Genomic DNA, 20758 nt, shown 5'->3' on the forward strand with positions numbered 1-20758 from the left:
CCCCGCCTCACCTGAGCCGGGGCTTTTTTACGTTTCAGGGCCCGCTACGTAGTCGCAGGCTCGTGTTTCTCGTCAGCGCCTACAAGCTTTGATCAGCGTTTTAGCCGTTGATCTCACAGCCCGTAGCTTCTTGAAGCTGCTCACGGGTAACACCTGAAGCCAACTCAACGAGCGTGAGACCTTGCTCCGTCACATCAAGCACGCCCAGATCCGTGATGATTCGATCCACCACGCCTACGCCGGTCAGCGGTAAATCACACTGCTTGAGCAGTTTGTGAACGCCACCTTTGGCAGTGTGCTCCATCAACACGACGACGCGTTTGACCCCTGCCACCAGATCCATCGCACCGCCCATGCCTTTTACCATCTTGCCGGGAATCATCCAGTTGGCCAGGTCACCGTGCTCGGAAACCTGCATCGCCCCCAGGATCGACAAGTTGATGTGCCCGCCGCGAATCATGGCAAACGAATCGGCACTATTAAAGAAGCTGCTGCCAGGCAAGGTGGTGATGGTTTGCTTGCCGGCATTAATCAGGTCGGCATCGACTTCATCTTCGGTGGGAAATGGGCCAATACCCAGTAAGCCATTCTCACTTTGCAGCCACACGTCCATGCCCACGGGAATGTAGTTGGCCACCAGCGTCGGCAAACCGATACCCAGGTTGACGTAGAAACCATCCTGCAATTCTTGGGCGGCGCGGTGCGCCATTTCTTCACGAGTCCAAGCCATGATCAGGCGCTCCGCACAGTGCGTTGTTCGATGCGTTTTTGCGGGGTGGCATTGAGTATCAGCCGCTGCACATAAATCCCGGGCAGATGAACCTGATCAGGTTCAATCTCACCAATTTCAACGATCTCTTCAACTTCAACAACACACACTTTGGCCGCCATTGCAGCCAGCGGATTGAAGTTACGTGCGGTTTTATTGAACAGCAGGTTACCGGACTTATCCGCCTTCCAGGCTTTGACCAACGCGACGTCCGCACGCAGTGAACGCTCCATGACATACCATTCCCCGTCGAACTCTCGGGTTTCCTTGCCTTCGGCAACCAGGGTGCCGTAACCGGTTTTGGTAAAGAACGCCGGAATACCCGCGCCCCCCGCACGCAGCTTTTCAGCCAGGGTGCCTTGTGGGGTGAATTCCAGCTCCAGCTCGCCTGCCAGGTATTGACGCTCGAACTCTTTGTTCTCACCCACGTAGGAAGAAATCATTTTGCGTATTTGACGGGTGGCCAGCAGTTGGCCCAATCCAAACCCGTCGACACCCGCGTTGTTGCTGATGACGGTCAAGTCACGCTTGCCGGTGTCACGCAAGGCGCCGATCAGTGCTTCTGGAATCCCACACAATCCAAAACCGCCCACAGCGAGGGTCATGCCGTCTTCGACGAGCCCCTGCAAGGCGGATTGCGCACTCGAGTAAATCTTATTCACTTGTTATTCCTCGAATTCACCACGCACACATGCCGTACGTGGCCTGCTTGCTTTAGTCGAGAACGAACACACAGTAAGGCAGGTGCCCGCTCCCCGATTCTGGCTGCATTGGCCTTAAGCCAACGCGTTGCCCGAGTGTAGGGGAAGGCGGCGCGGGAACTCTAGCCATGAGTGAAGATGGCGCACAAATAAATGCGCGAGGTGTCGCGCTTGCGCAACTCTTTGACGTGCAGGCCGTTCGAGTGACCTTTCCATTAACATGGTCGTAACAATTGACCTACAAAATACTTAGCTCGCTAACTTTAAACTCGCGACCTAGACGTATATAAAGACCGCCGGGTTTTAAAAAGTCATTAGAGCAAAATCTTCTCTCACCTTATGGCTGTAGAGAACTAGACTCAGATTCGGTTTTGTCTGATGTTCGCAGCGCAGGATTGAGTCGTAGCATGTCCAGGCCAATGTCGACCCATGCCTCTGCCTCTCCATGAAGCTCGAAACTGTCAGGAACCAGTAGCCATTGCCCGAGAATACCGTCGATATAGGCATGTAAACAAATGGCGGCTCGGCGTACGTCGAGTGTTTTAGGGAGTTGTTGGCGATGAACTGCATTACTCAGGGTCAGCTCGATTCGACTGTTGCAGTCGGCCATCGCGACTTGGCGCTGACGGCGCAAATCGCACATTTCGTCAGTGAATTCGCACTTATGAAACAAAATCTCGTTGATACGTCGGGTTTTGGGATCGTTCGCAACTTGATGAAACAAATGGATCAACAGCTGGCGCATGCAGCCAAGCGGATCAATTTCGTCCTGACTTTCACTGGCTTTTGCCAATGCGTCCAAGGGTTCATGCAGGCTATCGAGCATCGCCTGCACCAAGTCAGCTTTGTTGCTGAAATGCCAGTAGATGGCACCTCGAGTCACACCCGCCAATGTGGCAATATCCGCCAACGTCGTGCGCGCTACACCCCGTTCATAAAAGGCCCGTTCGGCCGCCTCAAGGATGGCACTGCGGGTTTCCTGAGCTTCTTCTTTGGTACGACGCACCATGGCAATAAAAACCTCAATCAGGGCGGTTCTGAGCACGGCGTAAAGCCTTCAAAACCTATATCGGGTGGCGTTTGTTGTGCCTTATCCCGGCCTACATCTCACGCATTAAAAAGGGTTGCGGCATGCCTTTAACGACACAACCCCGCTATTTACAAACAGACACGAATGTAAGTATATTCCTTAGCAAGCTACTTATCCACCCGGAACAGCTTTCTTTACCTTTCCACTATTCTTGTGCGCTTTCGCGTGCCTGACCCGAGGATCTTCATGCAATTCAAGCCAGCTGTTACCGCTCTGGTTGCCGCCGTCGCCCTGGCATCGCTGCTCAGCGGATGCAAAAAGGAAGAAGCGGCACCCGCCCCCCAAATCCCTCAGGTCGGCGTCGTGACGCTCAAAGCTCAGCCGTTCACCCTGACCACTGATCTTCCCGGCCGAACTACGTCTTATCGTTCTGCCGAGGTTCGACCTCAGGTCAACGGGATTATTCTCAAGCGCCTGTTCAAAGAAGGCTCTGACGTCAAAGTTGGCCAACAGCTGTATCAAATCGATCCGGCTATCTATGAAAGTGCCGTATTGAGTGCCCGCGCGACCTTACAATCCGCCAAGTCGCTGGCTGATCGCTACAAGCAATTGGTCGCAGAGCAAGCCGTGAGCCGTCAGGAATACGACAACGCTGAAGCCGCTCGCCTGGAAGCTGAGGCCACTCTCAATACCGCTCAAGTCAACCTGCGCTATACCAAAGTGCTGGCGCCGCTGACTGGCCGTATCGGTCGCTCGCTGTACACCGAAGGTGCGCTGGTGACCAGCGGTCAAGCCAACGCGCTGGCCGTCATCACCCAACTGGACCCTATCTATGTTGACGTGACCCAGTCCTCTGTCGAGATGCTGGAACTGCGCAAAGACCTCGCTGATGGCCGCTTGAAAAAAGCCGGCGATAATGCGGCCAAGGTCAAATTGACCCTGCCGGACGGCAGCGAGTACGCACAAGAAGGTCGCCTGGAATTCAGCGAAGTGTCGGTCGACGAAACCACCGGTTCCGTGACGCTGCGTGCACTGTTCCCCAACCCCGACGAGATTTTGTTGCCAGGCATGTTTGTGCACGCGCAACTGGAAGCGGGTATCGACAGCCACGCGATTTTGGCACCTCAAGTGGGCGTGACGCATAACCTCAAAGGCCAGCCGACAGCAATGGTTGTAGGGCCGGACAACAAGGTCGAACTGCGCGTACTGCAAGCATCCCGTACCGTGGGCAGCGACTGGCTGGTCGAGAAAGGTTTGAACCCTGGCGATCGCCTGATCACCGACGGCCTGCAATTCGTCAAGCCAGGTGTTGAAGTCAAGATCATGGAAAAACCACAAGGCGCAACCCCGGCAGCTGCCCCGGCAACAGAACAAGCTGCAGGCAGTAAAGGGGAGTAAACCATGTCGAAATTTTTTATCGACCGTCCGATTTTCGCTTGGGTAATCGCCCTGGTGATCATGCTGGTCGGGGCTTTATCGATCCTCAAACTTCCGATCAACCAATACCCGAGCATCGCACCGCCGGCTATCTCGATCTCCGTGACCTACCCGGGCGCTTCGGCGCAAACCGTGCAGGACACCGTGGTCCAGGTGATCGAGCAGCAGCTCAACGGTATTGACCACCTGCGTTATGTATCGTCTGAAAGTAACTCCGACGGCAGCATGACCATCACCGCCACGTTCGAGCAAGGCACCGACCCCGACACCGCTCAGGTGCAGGTGCAGAACAAGCTCAACCTGGCGACCCCACTGCTGCCTCAAGAGGTTCAGCAGCAAGGTATCCGCGTGACCAAGGCAGTGAAAAACTTCCTGATGGTTATCGGTGTGGTGTCTGAAGACGGCAGCATGAACAAAGACGACTTGTCGAACTACATCGTCTCAAACATGCAGGACCCGATCTCCCGTACCGAAGGTGTGGGCGACTTCCAGGTGTTCGGCGCCCAGTACGCCATGCGTATCTGGCTCGATCCAGCCAAGCTGAACAAGTACAACCTGACCCCGGTGGACGTTAAGTCCGCTATCAGCTCACAGAACGTACAGGTGTCCTCCGGGCAACTGGGCGGCCTGCCAGCTGTAAAAGGTCAAGAGCTGAACGCAACCATCATCGGCAAAACGCGCCTGCAAACTGCTGAAGAGTTCAAAAAGATACTGCTTAAAGTCAACACTGACGGCTCTCAGGTACGTCTGCACGACGTCGCCGAAGTCGCTTTGGGCGGTGAGAACTACAGCATCAGCGCGCAGTACAACGGCAAACCGTCTTCGGGTCTGGCGATCAAACTGGCCACCAATGCCAACGCACTGGACACGGCCAAGGCGCTGCACCAAACCATCAATGATCTGGCTCCGTTCTTCCCGCCCGGCATGAAAGTGGTTTACCCATACGACACCACGCCAGTGGTATCGGCCTCGATCAAGGGCGTTGTTGAAACCCTGGTTGAAGCCGTCGCTCTGGTGTTCCTGGTGATGTTCCTGTTCCTGCAAAACTTCCGCGCCACCATCATCACCACCATGACGGTGCCAGTGGTATTGCTGGGTACATTCGGCATTCTCGCAGCAGCCGGTTTCAGCATTAACACCCTGACCATGTTCGGCATGGTACTGGCCATCGGTTTGCTGGTGGACGACGCCATCGTTGTGGTGGAAAACGTCGAACGGGTCATGAGCGAAGAAGGATTGTCACCCAAAGAAGCCACCAAGAAATCCATGGAGCAAATCCAGGGAGCCCTGGTGGGTATTGCCTTGGTACTGTCGGCCGTATTGCTGCCAATGGCGTTCTTTAGCGGCTCAACCGGTGTGATCTACAAACAGTTCTCGATCACTATTGTTTCGGCGATGGCGCTTTCGGTACTGGTTGCCCTGATCTTCACCCCGGCCTTGTGCGCCACCATGCTCAAGCCCGTCAAAAAAGGGGATCACGGCGAAAACAAACGCGGTTTCTTCGGCTGGTTCAACCGCACTTTCGACAGTGGCGTGAAGCGCTACGAGAAAGGTGTCGGCAACATCCTGCGCCACAAGGCTCCGTATCTGCTGGCATACGTGCTGATCGTCGTCGGCATGGTCTTCCTGTTTACACGCATTCCTACCTCGTTCCTGCCAGAAGAAGACCAGGGCGTACTCTTCGCCCAGGTCCAAACTCCAGCCGGTACGACAGCAGAACGCACACAGGTAGTAATTGACCGCATGCGCGAATACTTGCTCGCCGATGAATCGGCGGCAGTGTCTTCGGTGTTTACCGTGAACGGCTTTAACTTTGCCGGTCGCGGCCAAAGCTCCGGTCTGGCGTTCATCATGCTCAAGCCTTGGGGCGAGCGTGATGCCGACAACAGCGTGTTTGCACTGGCAGCCCGTGCTCAGGCGCACTTCTCCACCTTCCGCGATGCAATGGTGTTTGCCTTTGCCCCGCCAGCAGTGATGGAGCTGGGTAACGCCACCGGTTTTGACGTGTACCTGCAAGACCGCGCCGGTATTGGCCACGAAAAGCTGATGCAAGCCCGCAACCAGTTCCTGGGCATGGCATCGCAAAGCAAGATCCTGGCAGGCGTGCGACCTAACGGCCTGAACGATGAACCGCAATACCAACTGGAAATTGATGACGAAGCGGCTCGCGCCCTGGGCGTTAGCCTGACAGACATCAATAACACCCTGTCTATCGGTCTGGGTGCCAGCTACGTCAACGACTTCATCGACCGTGGTCGTGTGAAAAAGGTTTACCTGCAAGGCGAAGCTGACTCGCGGATGAACCCCGAAGACCTGAAGAAGTGGTACGTGCGTAACGACGAAGGAACCATGGTGCCGTTCTCGGCGTTCGCCAAAGGCAAGTGGACCTACGGTGCACCGAAGCTGTCGCGCTACAACGGCGTAGAAGCTATGGAAATCCTCGGCGCCCCGGCACCTGGCTACAGCAGTGGTGAAGCCATGGCTGAAGTTGAAGCCCTGGCCAAGAAACTGCCGGCAGGTGTAGGTATTTCCTGGACTGGCCTGTCATACGAGGAGCGTCTGTCGGGTTCGCAAGCACCTGCTTTGTACGCAATTTCCTTGCTGATGGTGTTCCTGTGTCTCGCAGCGCTGTATGAAAGCTGGTCAATCCCGATTGCAGTGATGTTGGTTGTACCGCTGGGGATTATCGGCGCCTTGCTGGCCACCAGCCTGCGCGGACTGTCCAACGACGTGTACTTCCAGGTGGGCTTGCTCACGACCATCGGTCTGGCATCGAAAAACGCCATTCTGATCGTCGAGTTCGCCAAAGAGCTGCATGAACAAGGACGAACCCTGACCGAAGCCGCCATCGAGGCGTGCCGTATGCGTCTGCGTCCGATCATCATGACGTCGCTGGCGTTCGTATTGGGTGTGATTCCGCTGGCCATCTCCTCGGGTGCCGGTTCAGGCAGCCAGCACGCCATTGGTACCGGTGTAATCGGCGGTATGATCACCGCCACGGTTCTGGCCGTGTTCTGGGTGCCGCTGTTCTTCGTTGCCGTGTCGTCCTTTGGCAGCAAGGACAAAGAAGAACAGAAGAAAGTAGATCTGACTAAAACTCCAAATCAAGAGGCTGGCCAATGAGCAAGTCGCTTCTCGCAGTAGCGGTCGCAGCGTTTACGCTGGGCGGCTGCTCGCTGATCCCTGACTACCAGCTCCCTGAAGCGCCGGTAGCAGCGCAGTACCCGCAAGGCCCGGCCTACAAGCCAAACGAAGCGCCGAATCAAACGGCTGCCGAGCAAGGCTGGCGTCAGTTTTTTCATGACCCGGCCCTGCAACAGTTGATTCAGACGGCACTGGTCAACAACCGTGACCTTCGGGTCGCGGCCTTGAACATTGATGCATATGCCGCGCAGTACCGTATTCAGCGTGCGGACCTGTTCCCGGCAGTAAACGCGAATGCCAGCGGTAGCCGTCAACGCACGCCTGGGCGCATGTCGCAAACAGGCGAGTCGGGCATCACCAGCCAGTACTCGGCAACCCTTGGGGTCAGCGCGTATGAACTGGACCTGTTCGGGCGGATTCGCAGCCTGAACGATCAGGCGTTGCAGAACTACTTTGCAACCGAAGAAGCCCGCCGCACGACACAGATCAGTCTGGTTGCCAGCGTCGCCAATGCCTACTTGACCTGGCAGGCCGACAAAGAGCTGCTCAAGCTGACTGAAGACACGCTCAAAGCGTTCAATGAGAGCTACAAGCTCACCTTGCGCAGCAATGAAGTGGGCGTGGCATCGGCACTGGATGTGAGCCAGTCCCGTACCTCGGTCGAAAACGCCAAGGTGCAACTGGCGCGTTACACCCGCCAGGTCGCTCAAGATCAGAACAGCCTGGCGCTGCTGCTCGGCACGACGCTTCCAGAGAACTTGCCCGCGAGCAAGCCGCTGGCCGCCGACCTGCTGAACGAAGTACCGGCCGGTTTGCCATCGGACCTGCTGCAACGTCGCCCGGACATTCTGGAGGCCGAGCACAAGCTGTTGGCCGCCAACGCCAACATCGGCGCGGCCCGTGCTGCATTCTTCCCCAGCATCAGCCTCACCGCCAATGCCGGGACCTTGAGCCCGGACTTGTCCGGGCTGTTCAAGGGTGGCTCGGGTACGTGGCTGTTCTCGCCGCAAATCACACTGCCCATCTTCAACGCAGGTGCTTTGCGCGCCAGCCTGGACTACTCGAAAATCCAGAAGGACATCACCGTCTCGCAATACGAGAAGGCGATCCAGACGGCCTTTCAGGAAGTCTCTGATGGTTTGGCCGCTCGCCAGACTTACAGCCAGCAGTTGCAAGCGCAGACTGATTTCGTCAACGCCAACCAGGATTATTACCGGTTAGCGGAACGTCGTTATCGCATTGGCGTGGACAGCAACCTCACCTTCCTCGATGCCCAGCGCTCGCTGTTCAGCGCCCAACAGTCGTTGATCAGTGACCGCCTGTCGCAGTTGACCAGTGAGGTCAACCTGTACAAAGCACTGGGTGGCGGATGGTACGAACAGACCGGGCAAAACCGCCCGATCTCTTCAGAACCACCGAAGGCCTGATTGTCACTTAGCGTCACCAAAAAACCCGCCTGATGGCGGGTTTTTTTATTTGTTCACCGCTGTAAATCACCGCTACTTCAGTCAAATCACCCTCCGTCCATCCGGATTAAACACGTCATTTAATCCATCAAACCGGTTGTATGCAGCCCTTCACCACGTCGATTTGATCGCCCCTTGTGTAGAAAAATTGTTCTTTGATAAGCACTTAACACGCCTGATAAGTGCCGCTCCCTTATCGAGCCAACATTCCCCTCCCCTTTTGCATCCTGCTCACACGGCTGGCGAAAAAGCACCGACCACATACAGTTATTTCAATACCCGGATTTTGTGTGCGTGTTTAAAACAATAGGTCAATGCACGGCTCTTTTCAGGAAGCCGCGTGACGACCCGACCACGGAGGTCACGCAATGGTAAAAAAAATCATCATCGTCGGTGACGGTGTGGGGGGCACATTGCTCGCCAACCAACTGGTCACCAAACTCTATCCAGAGATCAATCGAGGCGATGTGCAACTGACGTTGCTTTCAAACTCGCCCGACCACTACTACAAGCCCGCCTTCATGTACGTGGCATTCAACCAGTTCTTCGAGGAGGAGCTAAAACGCTCTGAAAAATCGCTGCTGCGACCCGAAATCGACTTCAACGTTGAAGAGGTCACACGCTTCGATTTCAACGCTCAAGCCCTGCATACCCGCAGCGGCAAGCGCTATGGCTATGACTATTTAGTGATAGCCACAGGGTGCGTGCCTGCGCCAGAACGTATCGAGGGTCTGAAAGAAGCTGGCGACCACTTCTATCAATACACACCGGCAAGACAATTGGCAGAACGCTTAAGCACGATCAAAAAAGGCCGTATTTTTATCACCGTATCGTTCCCCCAGACACCCAACGTACCCCATCAATGCGGGATCGCACCTGTAGAAACGACCTTGATGCTGGACGATTTTTTGCGCAAGCGCGGGGTGCGCGATCAGATCGAAATCATCTACACCTACCCCACTACGGCGCAATTGATGCGTAACTGCCTGTTTATGCAACGCCGTGTGGGCGATGTGCTACCGGGGGTTTTCGAGCAAAAAAACATACAGTTCCAACGCAGCTTCACCCTGAGCAAGGTAGATCCCGACGCGCGCATTGCGTACAGCGCTGAGGGCGAAGAACAACCATTCGACATCTTGATGGCCACACCGCCCATTCGCGCCGTGGACGCAGTGCTCAACAGTGGTGTGTCGCAGGCGCAGAACCATGAAGGCTGGCTGCCTACCCATCATGAAACCCTTGAAGTGTATGGCCTGGAAAACGTCTACGTGATCGGTGACACGGTTGACCTGCCCATCAGCAAAGCCGGAGGTGCTTGTCACAATCAGGGGCCGGTCATCGCCAACAATATTGCGGGCAAGGTTCGCTTGGGCACTAACGTCAGTGTCTATAACGGCCGGGTGCAGGCCGTCGCTCAAATGGGCCTGAATGCCGGCATGCCACTGTGGTACGACTATCAAGTCGACGTGCTGCCAACACCGCCGACCAAGCTCGGCGGTTTACTTAGAAACGGATTTAACCGCGGACTGTATTGGGCTGTCGCCCGTGGAATGCTGTGACCCGATACCGGGAGGAGCGTGCGTATGGAACCCGTCAATCAAACACCCACTGAGGGTCAGGTTTGCCAAAACCCTATCACTGATCAGTCCCCTCTCGATCTGGGCGACCTGCTGAGCAAACTTGAGCCCTTGATTCAAAGCGGCCGCCTGGACAATCTGGTCGACGCCCTGTCCTTGGTCAGCGATACCGTAGACCTGCTGGACCCGGCCATGGTGGAAAAACTGGCGTTGCTGTTTGAACAAATCACGGCGGCCACCTGGTCGCTGGGCAATGCGGTGCGCATGGCGAGCGCGCAAACCACCGCCCAAACCGAAGCCCCCAGCCTCCGCCAACTGCTGTCACTGCTGCGTCAGGAAGACACCCGACGTGGCTGCGCTGTTGCTTTACGAACACTCAATGTCATCGGAAGACAACTCTGAAATGCACTGGAGGACCACCTCATGCTTTCCAATGTTCAGACACCCCCGGCACGGACTGCCAGCACCCAATGGGACGCCAAGTCCTACCAGCAATTTGCCCGGCTGCGTGAGCGGCCGGTGCTTGAGCTGCTGGACCATGTCGACCTGCAACACCCGCAACGTATCTATGATCTGGGCTGCGGCACCGGCATTGCGACGCAACTCCTCGCCAAACGTTGGCCATTGGCTGACCTGACCGGCATCGACAGCTCAGCCGAAATGCTGGAAGAGGCAACTTATTTGCCCATCAAAGCGTTATGGCAAAAGTGTGATGTGCGCGAGTGGCGGGCGCAAAGCCCGGCGGATCTTTTATTTGCCGCCGCTGTGTTGCACTTCATCAATGATCATCAATCGTTGCTCCCGCAGTTATTGAGCCAGTTGAACACGGGCGGGTGCCTCGCCGCGCACATGCCTAACTGGCGCGATGCATTGTGGTACGAATTAATGCTGGAAACCCTGGAAACAGGAGGCCCGCAGGGGCGACCCCTTGGCTCTGCACGTCTGCGCCAATTCATGGCCGAACGTACGGTGCTCTCACTTAAAAGCTATTACCAATTGCTGGCCCCCCTGACAAAGGCGCTGGATATTTGGGAAACCGAACACTTACAAGTCGTCGAAGGAACATCGCCCATTTTCGACTGGGTCAAAGTCTCCGCACTGCGACCTGTATTACTGGCACTGGGCGAGCATGAGAAAGAACGTTTCATTGAGCAATACCTGCGTGTGGTGCATCAACACTACCCACAAGAAGCCAATGGCCAGACGCTGTTCCCGTTCAAACGCATTTTCATCCTCGCGACTGTCTGACTCGCGCTGTGTTTCATACATGGCTGCCGGACATCATGTCAGCAGCCATTGCTAATGTGCGCGCCTCACACAGGCAACATAAGCACCGTATAACCACGCTTTATTACACGCACCCTTGCGGGCATGAAAACTTGCTGAGTACTTTCAGACAGGTTTAAGTTCTGCGGCACATAGACCTGAGTGAGTTGCTTTAGCACGCCCGTTCTATATCACGCGCACTCAACATCACGTGAAGCGCTAACTTAAGTTGTAAGGCGCCAGCCCTGTTCACGGGTTAGCCAAACCACTCTGTACCGCCCATCAGCCAGGGCGGTCATGGCCCTACACAGGAAAGTTGACGCCTGCAAAGTCCATCAGCGATAGTAGCGGCTGTTGTGCTCCTGCACGGTGCAGCACACCTCTCACGCCACCTTGAAGTCATCTTTGTTAAGAAGACCAGTGGCCTATTCAGTACCGTGGTTTAAATCAGCTATTGATAAGCCGGCCGCTCGCCTAGGGGCGACCTCAAAACAACGGCGTACAGTTTCATGATTGAAACTACGAACGGCGTGCCTGTTTTAAATACGCAGGGCTGTTACTCCGTCCCTGCACGGAGCAACTAGGATTCACCCGACTCACTCTCTACTCCATTAGGTAACACGGTGACGAAAGACGAACTGCGCGCAGAACTTGAGCGACAGGAACAACGTTACAAGGACGTTTACGGCGGTGAAGTGACGACTTACGCGGCTCAGCCTGAGCCTGAGCGTAAGCCTTGGCGCAAACGCGCCAGCCTGATTGATCAGGCATTTACCCAAGAAATCCAAAAAATCGAAAAAGAGCTGAAACCCGAGGAACCATAACCTCTGCGCCATCAGGTTCCACGCACAGTCCATGAGGCTCGCTATGCGGCGTCCTTTCTTTGAACGCAGGGGGCGGATTTTCGGCATCGAGGACGGAATGTCGCTGCTGAAACCTCTTGGACAAGAAATTTCATACGCATGATTCAGACATACATAAAGGCTGACTCATCACCTGTTCAATGGCTTATAGCCTTTGATATCAGCGGCTTGTAACCAACATCCCACCCGTTGAAGCGATCCGGTCTGACAGGTTTTTTCATTTACAGATGTTACCAACGAGCAGCTAGTGCATCGATTACCGGGGTTTTCTGGCATAATCCGGCCCCCTTTATGACCGTGTCAGAAAACCTTCATGATCGATCTATTAAGCGGATTGGATGCCTGGGTTCTTATCAGCCTCTTCTTCGCCCTAGCCTTTGTTCTCGCGTTTGAGTTCATCAACGGCTTTCATGACACCGCGAATGCGGTAGCGACTGTCATCTACACCAAAGCCATGCCGCCTCACCTGGCGGTGTTCTTTTCCGGTGTGTTCAATTTTCTCGGCGTTTTGCTGGGCGGTGTGGGCGTGGCGTATGCCATCGTCCACCTGTTACCCGTAGAGCTTCTGGTGAATGTGAATACCGGACATGGCCTGGCCATGGTGTTCTCACTGCTCGCCGCTGCCATCACCTGGAACCTGGGCACCTGGTACTTCGGGATCCCGGCTTCAAGCTCGCACACCTTGATCGGCTCGATCCTGGGCGTGGGTTTGGCCAATGCCTTGATCACCGGGATTCCGGTGAGCGAGGGTGTGAACTGGCAGAAGGCGATCGACATCGGCGCCTCGCTGGTATTCTCGCCCCTGGCAGGCTTTGTGGTTGCCGCGCTGGTCTTGATCGGCCTTAAATGGTGGCGTCCGGGTTCCAAGATGCACAAAACCCCGGAACAGCGCCGCAAGATGGACGACAAAAAGCACCCGCCGTTCTGGAACCGTCTGGTACTGGTCATTTCGGCCATGACCGTGAGCTTTGTACACGGCTCCAACGATGGCCAGAAAGGCATTGGCCTGATCATGCTGGTATTGATCGGTATCGTGCCGAGCGTCTTTGTACTGGACCTCAACAGCACGACTTACCAGATCGAGCGTACACGCGACGCCACCTTGCACCTGAGCCAGTTCTATCAGCGCAATAACGCCACCCTGAGCGAGTTTCTGGCACTGGGCAAGAGCGCAAAAGGCGACTTGCCGGAACAGTTCAGTTGCAACCCTCAGCAAACCGAGCCGACCATCGCAGCCCTGCTCAGCTCGCTTAAAGGCGTAGCGGACTACCACTCGATTCCGGCTGAAAAGCGTATCGAGATCCGTCGCTACCTGCTTTGCCTGGACGACACGGCAAAGAAAGTCAGCAAGCTGCCAGTGCTCGATAAACGCGAAAAAGCCGACCTCGAAAAACTGCGCAAAGACCTGACGGCCACGACTGAATACGCCCCGTTCTGGGTGATTCTGGCGGTCGCCCTGGCCCTGGGCCTGGGCACCATGGTGGGCTGGAGACGTGTGGTTAAAACCATCGGTGAGAAGATCGGCAAGCAGGGCATGACCTATGCTCAAGGCATGTCGGCGCAGATCACCACCACGTTTGCGATCGGGCTGGCCAACATCTACTCCTTGCCGGTATCGACAACGCATATTTTGTCTTCCGGTGTAGCGGGTACGATGGTTGCCAACAAAAGCGGCCTGCAAGGCGGCACCATCAAGACCATCCTGATGGCATGGGTACTGACCTTACCGGCCACTATCGCACTGTCTGCAACCCTGTTCTGGCTGGCCTCCAAAGCCCTCGCCTAAGCAGCACGCACTAAAAAAGGTACGCCCCTCACGGGCCGTACCTTTTTTTATGCCTCGGGTTTCAGGGGATGGCACCAAGGCCGTCGCTTGAACAGCTCGCAACCTGTACCAAAAACAACCGCAAGCCTTGCAAAACACACACGCAAAAAAATAGGCGACCGAAGTCGCCCAAAATGCCTTGCGTGCTCGTGACTCGAAAAGACCCGGCGCTACTTATTGCGCTTCTGGGAGTCTTTCCAGATAAAAATCCCTAAACCCGCGAAAAATAAAACCATGAGACCGACGGTAAGTACTCCAGCGATAACCACATTATCGAGAAACATGACGGCCTCCTGCGCGTGTTTGTTTGTGTGAAGCCAGATTAACCCCACACGCAGGCAAGGAACTTGACCGGGATCAATAGTGACTCCGGCCAGCAGGGTGTTAGAGGGAATAGTTGATACAGATCAGGGAAACGCCGATGTTCAGCGCTTTTTAGGCTTTTTCTTAGCTTTTTTCTTGGGGCTTTTCAGCGGCATCGCTTGCTCAAACGCCTGGCGCACTTCATTTAGACGTTTTTCATTGAGGTCATGCACGCGTTTGGCGCGTTCGGCGCCCAGGTCGACCAGCTTGTTGTCTTGGCTCATAACGAAATGGGGTCACTGTCAGTGGGAATCGGCAATGCGCTAATAATGCGACGCACCTACAGCCCTGACCAGAAAAAACACTCAAACCTCAATATCAACCCACAACCCCTGGCGTGGCGCGCCATCAATCAACGGCGATACCGGCACGGTGTTGTCTTCATTTAACTCATCGCCCGGCACAACCACCACCTCCTGCCCTTGAGCCGCTTCACGACGACGCTTGTCCTGCTGGCGCTGTTGCTCTTCGCGCAGCAGCAACGTGGCTTGATCGCTGTCCTGATTCTTCAGGTTGATCGTACTGTCGCCTGAACTTGGCTGGGCTGGCACAACGGGCGGAATATCGGGACGCGGGCGAACCGGGTCTTGCTGAGAGGTCACGGGCACAAGGCTGAGAGGTAGGATCGGCGGCAGCATATTATTGTTCTCCTGTATTCAAGCTGTCGGCCCAAGACGGTTCGACTTGAGCCGCCGGTCGTAAACCCATGACTGACTAAATCCCTACGCGTAGCTTTTTGTCAGAGTCCTTTGGACTGAGGCCCTTGATCCGTTAATATACTCGGCTTTTTCAAAGCGGGAGTCAGGCAGCATGGCGCAGCAGTATCAACCGGGGCAACGCTGGATTAGTGACAGCGAAGCTGAGTTAGGTTTAGGCACCGTTCTGGCACAGGACGGTCGCTTATTGACCGTGCTCTATCCGGCCACTGGCGAAACCCGTCAATATTCGCTGCGCAACGCACCGCTGACGCGCGTACGTTTCTCGCCAGGCGACACCATCATCCACTTCGAAGGCTGGAAGATGACTGTACGCGAGGTCGATGATGCCGACGGCCTGATGGTCTATCACGGCCTGAACGAGCAGAACGAAACCGTGACCCTGCCCGAAACCCAGCTGTCGAACTTTATCCAGTTCCGCCTGGCCAGCGACCGGCTGTTTGCCGGGCAAATTGACCCGTTGTCCTGGTTCTCGCTGCGCTACCACACCCTCGAACACACTAGCCGTCAGTTGCAATCGCCACTGTGGGGCTTGGGTGGCGTGCGTGCACAACCTATCGCACACCAACTGCATATTGCTCGCGAAGTCGCAGACCGCATCGCGCCGCGCGTACTGCTGGCCGACGAAGTAGGCTTGGGTAAAACCATCGAAGCCGGCCTGGTGATCCATCGTCAACTGCTCAGCGGCCGTGCCAGCCGTGTGCTGATCGTGGTGCCAGAGAACCTCCAGCACCAATGGCTGGTGGAAATGCGCCGTCGCTTCAACCTTGAAGTAGCCCTGTTCGACGAAGAACGCTTCATCGAAAGCGATGCCAGCAATCCCTTTGAAGACACCCAGCTGGCACTGGTTGCACTGGAATGGCTGGTTGATGACGAAAAAGCTCAGGACGCGCTCTTTGCAGCGGGCTGGGACTTGCTGGTTGTCGACGAAGCCCACCACCTGGTGTGGCACGAAAACAATGTCAGCCCCCAGTACGCATTGGTTGAGCAACTGGCCGAAACCATCCCTGGCGTGCTGTTGCTGACCGCGACCCCGGAGCAATTGGGTCAAGACAGCCACTTCGCCCGTCTGCGCTTGCTGGACCCGAACCGCTTCCACGACCTCGCCGCTTTCCGCGCCGAGAGCGAAAACTATCGCCCGGTGGCCCAGGCCGTACAGGAGTTGCTGGACAAAGGCAGCCTGTCGCCTGAAGCGCAAAAAACCATTCATGGCTTCCTCGGCGCTGAGGGCGATGCCCTGCTCGCAGACGTCAATGCAGGGGACGCTGAAGCCAGTGCCCGCCTGGTGCGTGAACTGCTCGACCGCCACGGCACCGGCCGCGTGCTGTTCCGTAACACCCGCGCAGCTGTCCAAGGCTTCCCGGAGCGCAAGCTGCACGCTTACCCGCTGCCATGCCCGGACGAATACCTTGAGTTGCCGCTGGGCGAACACGCCGAGCTGTACCCGGAGGTCAGCTTCCAGGCCCTGCCGGATGCCAACGAAGAACAGCGCTGGTGGAACTTCGACCCGCGTGTCGAGTGGCTGATTGACACCCTCAAGATGCTCAAGCGCACCAAAGTCTTGGTCATCTGCGCGCATGCTGAAACCGCAATGGATCTGGAAGACGCCCTGCGCGTGCGCTCCGGCATCCCTGCCACGGTCTTCCACGAAGGCATGAACATCCTTGAGCGCGACCGTGCCGCCGCCTACTTCGCAGACGAAGAGTTCGGCGCACAAGTGCTGATCTGCTCGGAAATCGGCAGTGAAGGCCGCAACTTCCAGTTTGCACACCACTTGGTACTGTTCGATCTGCCGTCACACCCCGACTTGCTGGAGCAGCGCATTGGTCGTCTGGACCGTATCGGCCAGAAACACACCATTGAGCTGCACGTGCCGTACCTTGAGCCAAGCCCTCAGCAACGCCTGTTTCAGTGGTATCACGAAGCCCTGAACGCCTTTCTCAACACCTGCCCGACCGGTAACGCCCTGCAACACCAGTTCGGCCCCCGCCTGCTGCCGTTGCTGGAAGCCGGCGATGACGAGGAGTGGCAAGCCCTGATCAATGAAGCCCGCGCCGAGCGCGAGCGGCTTGAACAAGAGCTGCACACGGGTCGTGACCGCTTGCTGGAGCTGAACTCTGGCGGCGCTGGTGAAGGTGAAGCGCTGGTTGAAGCGATTCTTGAGCAAGACGATCAATTTGCCCTGCCGATCTACATGGAAACCCTGTTCAACGCCTTTGGCATCGACAGCGAAGACCATTCGGAAAACGCCCTGATCCTCAAGCCCAGCGAGAAGATGCTGGACGCCAGCTTCCCCTTGGGTGACGACGAAGGTGTGACCATTACCTACGACCGCAACCTGGCCCTGTCACGCGAAGACATGCAGTTCATCACCTGGGAACACCCGATGGTGCAAGGCGGCATGGACTTGGTGCTTTCCGGCTCGATGGGCAACACCTCGGTGGCGCTGATCAAGAACAAGGCACTCAAACCCGGCACTGTCTTGCTTGAACTGATTTACGTCAGCGAAGTGGTCGCTCCGCGCGCGCTGCAACTGGGCCGCTACCTGCCGCCTGCTGCTCTGCGCTGCTTGCTCGACGCTAACGGCAATGACCTGTCATCACGGGTTTCTTTCGTGACGCTCAATGAACAGCTCGAAAGCGTGCCACGTGCCAGCGCCAACAAGTTCGTGCAGGCCCAGCGCGACCAACTGACACCCAAAATCAACGCCGGTGAAGCCAAAATTGCGCCGCGTCATGCTGAACGTGTCGCCGACGCGCAACGTCGCTTGGCCGCTGACACCGAAGAAGAACTGGCCCGCCTTACTGCTTTGCAAGCTGTGAACCCAAGCGTGCGTGACAGCGAACTGGTTGCCTTGCGCAAACAACGTGAACAAGGTCTGGCCATGCTTGAAAAAGCTGCCCTGCGCCTTGAAGCGATTCGCGTATTGGTTGCAGGCTGACGCCACACACTTTGTAGGAGCAAGTTGCCCGCGAAACAAAACAATGCGCCCCGTCTGATGAGATGCGTTGTTTTTTTCGCAGGCAAGCTAGCCCCTACAGGGTCCCCCCCTTGTTCAAGGCAGGGGTTATAGCGTTAAACACGGTCAAAGCCGTGTTTAATCGCAAAATCATAGGCATCATCTTGCCATCATCGCTTTTTCCCCCATTTCAGCTTCTACACTTCAGAGCAAGCTAGCGTCTGACGACTGGCAAACCTGCACTCAGTGTTGAGGGATGCTATGGAATGGCTGGGGCTGCAGTTTATTGGGGAGCACACCGCAAACGGGCAAATGGCGCTCAACAGCAGTCATAACCCGTATTTGGTGTTTCTGGCATTTTTAGTCGCTTGTGCCGCCAGCCTCGCCACCCTGCACATGTTTGAACGCGCCTGCAACGCGGAAAAAACCACGGCCAAAACGGTGTGGCGCTGGATAGGCGCATGCTCTCTGGCGGGCGGCATCTGGGCCATGCACTTTATCTGCATGCTCGCCTTTGAATCCCCATTGAATGTTCACTTCGACTTGGGCATCACCATTGGCTCGCTGTTTATCGTCTTACTCGCAGCCATTATTGCGATGCAAATCCTCACCCAAACGCCCCTCACGCGCCCCAGGCTGATACTCACCGCGCTGGTGTTCGGGCTGGGCATCTGCACCATGCACTACGTCGGCATGTCAGCCATGCATTCCAGCAGTCAGCAGCACTACAACCCCGCCCTGTTCACCCTGTCATTCGTGATCGCCATAGTCGCCAGTTATGCCGCCCTGTTACTGGCCAAGTCATTGCGCACCACCAGCGGCTTGGCGCATCAGCTCTACAAGTACGCCATCAGCCTGGCCGCTGGCCTGGCCATTACCAGTGTTCACTTCATCGGCATGTGGGCGCTGCACACCTATGCCCCCCTGGGCAGCAACGTGCAGCCGCACATAGAAAATAACCACTGGCAATTGGCCCTGATGGTGGCGCTGATTGCCTTGCTGCTCATTGGCAGCAGCATAAGTGCTGCGCTGGTGGACAAAAAATTGCAACTCAAAGAGCACGATCTCAGGCGGGTCAACGCCCTGCTCAGCCAACTGGATCAGGCCCGCGCCTCCTTACAACAAGTGGCGCATTACGACCCGCTGACCAACTTGATCAACCGTCGCGGTTTTAACCAGCTGTTTGCCGAAAAGCTGATTGAACGCGCCAGCAATAACACCATGCTGGCGGTGATGTTCCTCGATATCGACCACTTCAAACGCATCAACGACAGCCTTGGCCACGATGCGGGGGACGAACTGCTCAAAGTGATTGCCTCGCAAATCAAGAGCGCCACCCGCAGTCACGAGGATGTGGTTGCGCGCTTTGGGGGCGATGAGTTCTGCATATTGATCAGCCTGAACAATCGTGAAGAAGCCCGCCAAATGGCGCAGCGCATCATGCTCAAAATGAAAGACCCCATCGAGCTTGCCGGACGAAACATGGTGATGACCACCAGCATCGGCATCAGTGTGTTCCCTGACGATGGCACCACCATTGATGAACTGCTCAAACATGCCGATCTGGCGCTGTACCAATCCAAAGACAATGGCCGCAACAGCCTGAATTTCTTTAGCTCAAGCCTCAAAGCCCGCGCCTCCCTTGAGCTGCAAATCGAAGAAGAGTTGCGCCATGCCTTGCGTGAAGATCACGGGCTGTTCTTGCATTACCAGCCCATATTCGACCTTAAAAGTGGCCAGGTAGCCAAACTCGAAGCCTTGGTCCGCTGGCACCATCCGGAGCATGGCCTGCTGGGGCCAGAGCGCTTTATCAGCATTGCCGAAGCCAATGGCCTGATCGCCGAACTCGACAACTGGGTACTGCGCAAAGCCTGCCATGACCTCGCGGCCTTGACCGATCTTGGCTGGAAAGACATCAGCGTCGCGGTGAACTGCTCGGCACTCAACCTGGTACGCGTTGAACTGGCTGATGAGATTGAGAGCGCCCTGCGCAGCTCGGGCATCAGCGCTAACCGACTGGAACTCGAAGTCACCGAAAACGCGCTGATGGGCAACATCAGTAATACCTCGCAACTGCTGCGACAGATTCGGGCGCTGGGCGTTTCACTGTCCATTGACGACTTCGGCACTGGCTACTCATCGCTCGCTTACTTGAAACGACTGCCGCTCAACACGTTGAAAATCGACCGCTCGTTTATCCAGGACATCCCCAAGTCCAGCCAGGACATGGAAATCGTCCAGGCCATCATCTTGATGGCCCACACGCTGCACCTGCAAGTGGTCACCGAAGGCGTTGAAACGCACCAACAGTTCGCTTTCCTCAACCAGTACAGCTGCGACTTTATCCAAGGCTTCCTGCTCAGCCGCCCCGTGCCGTTCGAGGAGTTGAATGCGCTGCTCGAACAGCTCAATAAACGACCGCCTGAGACCCTTGACTACACAACCTTTCAACTCTCAAGCCAGTAAAATGCCAGCATCCTCTTCGCTGCTCGAAAAGAGCCATTAAAGAACCACCGCCTCAGGCCGATTCTTTTCTATCCGTACCGTTTAACCCCCTATACAAAATATGGATTAGAACGTGCGAATACCCTTATCGCCCCGTTGGTGCGCGATTCCCAACCTCGTTTTGGCCTGTTGAACAT

At 56.1% G+C, this 20758-nt stretch carries 16 protein-coding genes; 10 read left to right on the forward strand and 6 right to left on the reverse strand.

Annotated features, from left to right (window positions below; translation table 11 throughout):
• Positions 1-100: 100 nt before the first annotated feature.
• From GYN01_RS04705 to GYN01_RS04715, 3 genes are all read right to left on the reverse strand, one after another.
• Positions 101-730, reverse strand: coding sequence for a CoA transferase subunit B (locus GYN01_RS04705; RefSeq protein ID WP_203306660.1), 630 nt, complete (start codon positions 728-730; stop codon positions 101-103).
• Between the two features lie 2 nt (positions 731-732).
• Positions 733-1431: a CoA transferase subunit A gene (locus tag GYN01_RS04710; protein ID WP_203302372.1), complete on the reverse strand. Its 699-nt coding sequence runs from the start codon at positions 1429-1431 to the stop codon at positions 733-735.
• Between the two features lie 376 nt (positions 1432-1807).
• Positions 1808-2479 carry a TetR family transcriptional regulator gene (locus GYN01_RS04715; protein ID WP_203306790.1) on the reverse strand — a complete coding sequence of 224 codons (672 nt, stop codon included), beginning with the start codon at positions 2477-2479 and terminating at the stop codon, positions 1808-1810.
• A gap of 267 nt (positions 2480-2746) precedes the next feature.
• Here GYN01_RS04715 and GYN01_RS04720 point away from each other — a divergent pair, with 267 nt between their 5' ends.
• From GYN01_RS04720 to GYN01_RS04755, 8 genes are all read left to right on the forward strand, one after another.
• Positions 2747-3898 (forward strand): efflux RND transporter periplasmic adaptor subunit, encoded by a 1152-nt coding sequence (locus GYN01_RS04720; protein ID WP_048362739.1) that lies wholly within the window; start codon positions 2747-2749, stop codon positions 3896-3898.
• A 3-nt stretch (positions 3899-3901) separates the two neighbouring features.
• Positions 3902-7060 carry an efflux RND transporter permease subunit gene (locus GYN01_RS04725; RefSeq protein ID WP_048362738.1) on the forward strand — a complete coding sequence of 1053 codons (3159 nt, stop codon included), beginning with the start codon at positions 3902-3904 and terminating at the stop codon, positions 7058-7060.
• Positions 7057-8508: an AdeC/AdeK/OprM family multidrug efflux complex outer membrane factor gene (locus GYN01_RS04730; protein WP_203306661.1), complete on the forward strand. Its 1452-nt coding sequence runs from the start codon at positions 7057-7059 to the stop codon at positions 8506-8508. Before GYN01_RS04725 ends, GYN01_RS04730 begins: the two co-directional genes overlap by 4 nt.
• 407 nt (positions 8509-8915) lie before the next feature.
• Positions 8916-10106: an NAD(P)/FAD-dependent oxidoreductase gene (locus GYN01_RS04735; protein WP_203306662.1), complete on the forward strand. Its 1191-nt coding sequence runs from the start codon at positions 8916-8918 to the stop codon at positions 10104-10106.
• Between the two features lie 24 nt (positions 10107-10130).
• The gene (locus GYN01_RS04740; protein ID WP_053221337.1) at positions 10131-10526 is read left to right on the forward strand and encodes a hypothetical protein; all 396 of its coding nucleotides are present in this window, start codon (positions 10131-10133) and stop codon (positions 10524-10526) included.
• Positions 10527-10547: 21 nt separating this feature from the next.
• On the forward strand, positions 10548-11372 hold the full coding sequence (locus tag GYN01_RS04745) for a methyltransferase domain-containing protein (protein WP_048362735.1): 825 nt from the start codon (positions 10548-10550) through the stop codon (positions 11370-11372).
• Between the two features lie 641 nt (positions 11373-12013).
• A complete protein-coding gene (locus GYN01_RS04750) occupies positions 12014-12214 on the forward strand; it encodes a hypothetical protein (RefSeq protein WP_048362734.1) in 201 nt (66 codons plus the stop codon).
• 352 nt (positions 12215-12566) lie between these two features.
• Positions 12567-14039 (forward strand): inorganic phosphate transporter, encoded by a 1473-nt coding sequence (locus GYN01_RS04755; protein WP_048362733.1) that lies wholly within the window; start codon positions 12567-12569, stop codon positions 14037-14039.
• A gap of 209 nt (positions 14040-14248) precedes the next feature.
• Here GYN01_RS04755 and ccoM read toward each other — a convergent pair whose 3' ends face one another.
• The 3 genes from ccoM to GYN01_RS04765 all read right to left on the reverse strand — a co-directional run bounded on the left by ccoM (position 14249) and on the right by GYN01_RS04765 (position 15079).
• Complete coding sequence (gene ccoM, locus GYN01_RS22555) at positions 14249-14362, reverse strand: cytochrome c oxidase subunit CcoM (protein ID WP_019411060.1); 114 nt, start codon at positions 14360-14362, stop codon at positions 14249-14251.
• A gap of 141 nt (positions 14363-14503) precedes the next feature.
• Positions 14504-14665, reverse strand: a complete 162-nt coding sequence (locus GYN01_RS04760; protein WP_087148758.1) for a hypothetical protein — start codon at positions 14663-14665, stop codon at positions 14504-14506.
• 81 nt (positions 14666-14746) lie between these two features.
• Entirely contained in the window at positions 14747-15079 is a 333-nt protein-coding gene (locus GYN01_RS04765; RefSeq protein WP_048362732.1) for a hypothetical protein, read from the reverse strand.
• Between the two features lie 172 nt (positions 15080-15251).
• Between GYN01_RS04765 and rapA the strand changes: the two genes are divergently transcribed.
• Both rapA and GYN01_RS04775 read left to right on the forward strand, forming a co-directional pair.
• A complete protein-coding gene (rapA, locus tag GYN01_RS04770) occupies positions 15252-18098 on the forward strand; it encodes an RNA polymerase-associated protein RapA (protein ID WP_048362731.1) in 2847 nt (948 codons plus the stop codon).
• 279 nt (positions 18099-18377) lie between these two features.
• Complete coding sequence (locus tag GYN01_RS04775; protein WP_048401064.1) at positions 18378-20582, forward strand: putative bifunctional diguanylate cyclase/phosphodiesterase; 2205 nt, start codon at positions 18378-18380, stop codon at positions 20580-20582.
• Positions 20583-20758: the final 176 nt, after the last annotated feature.

Origin of the sequence: Pseudomonas weihenstephanensis (assembly GCF_016812185.1) — a bacterium.
Lineage (GTDB): Bacteria > Pseudomonadota > Gammaproteobacteria > Pseudomonadales > Pseudomonadaceae > Aquipseudomonas > Aquipseudomonas weihenstephanensis.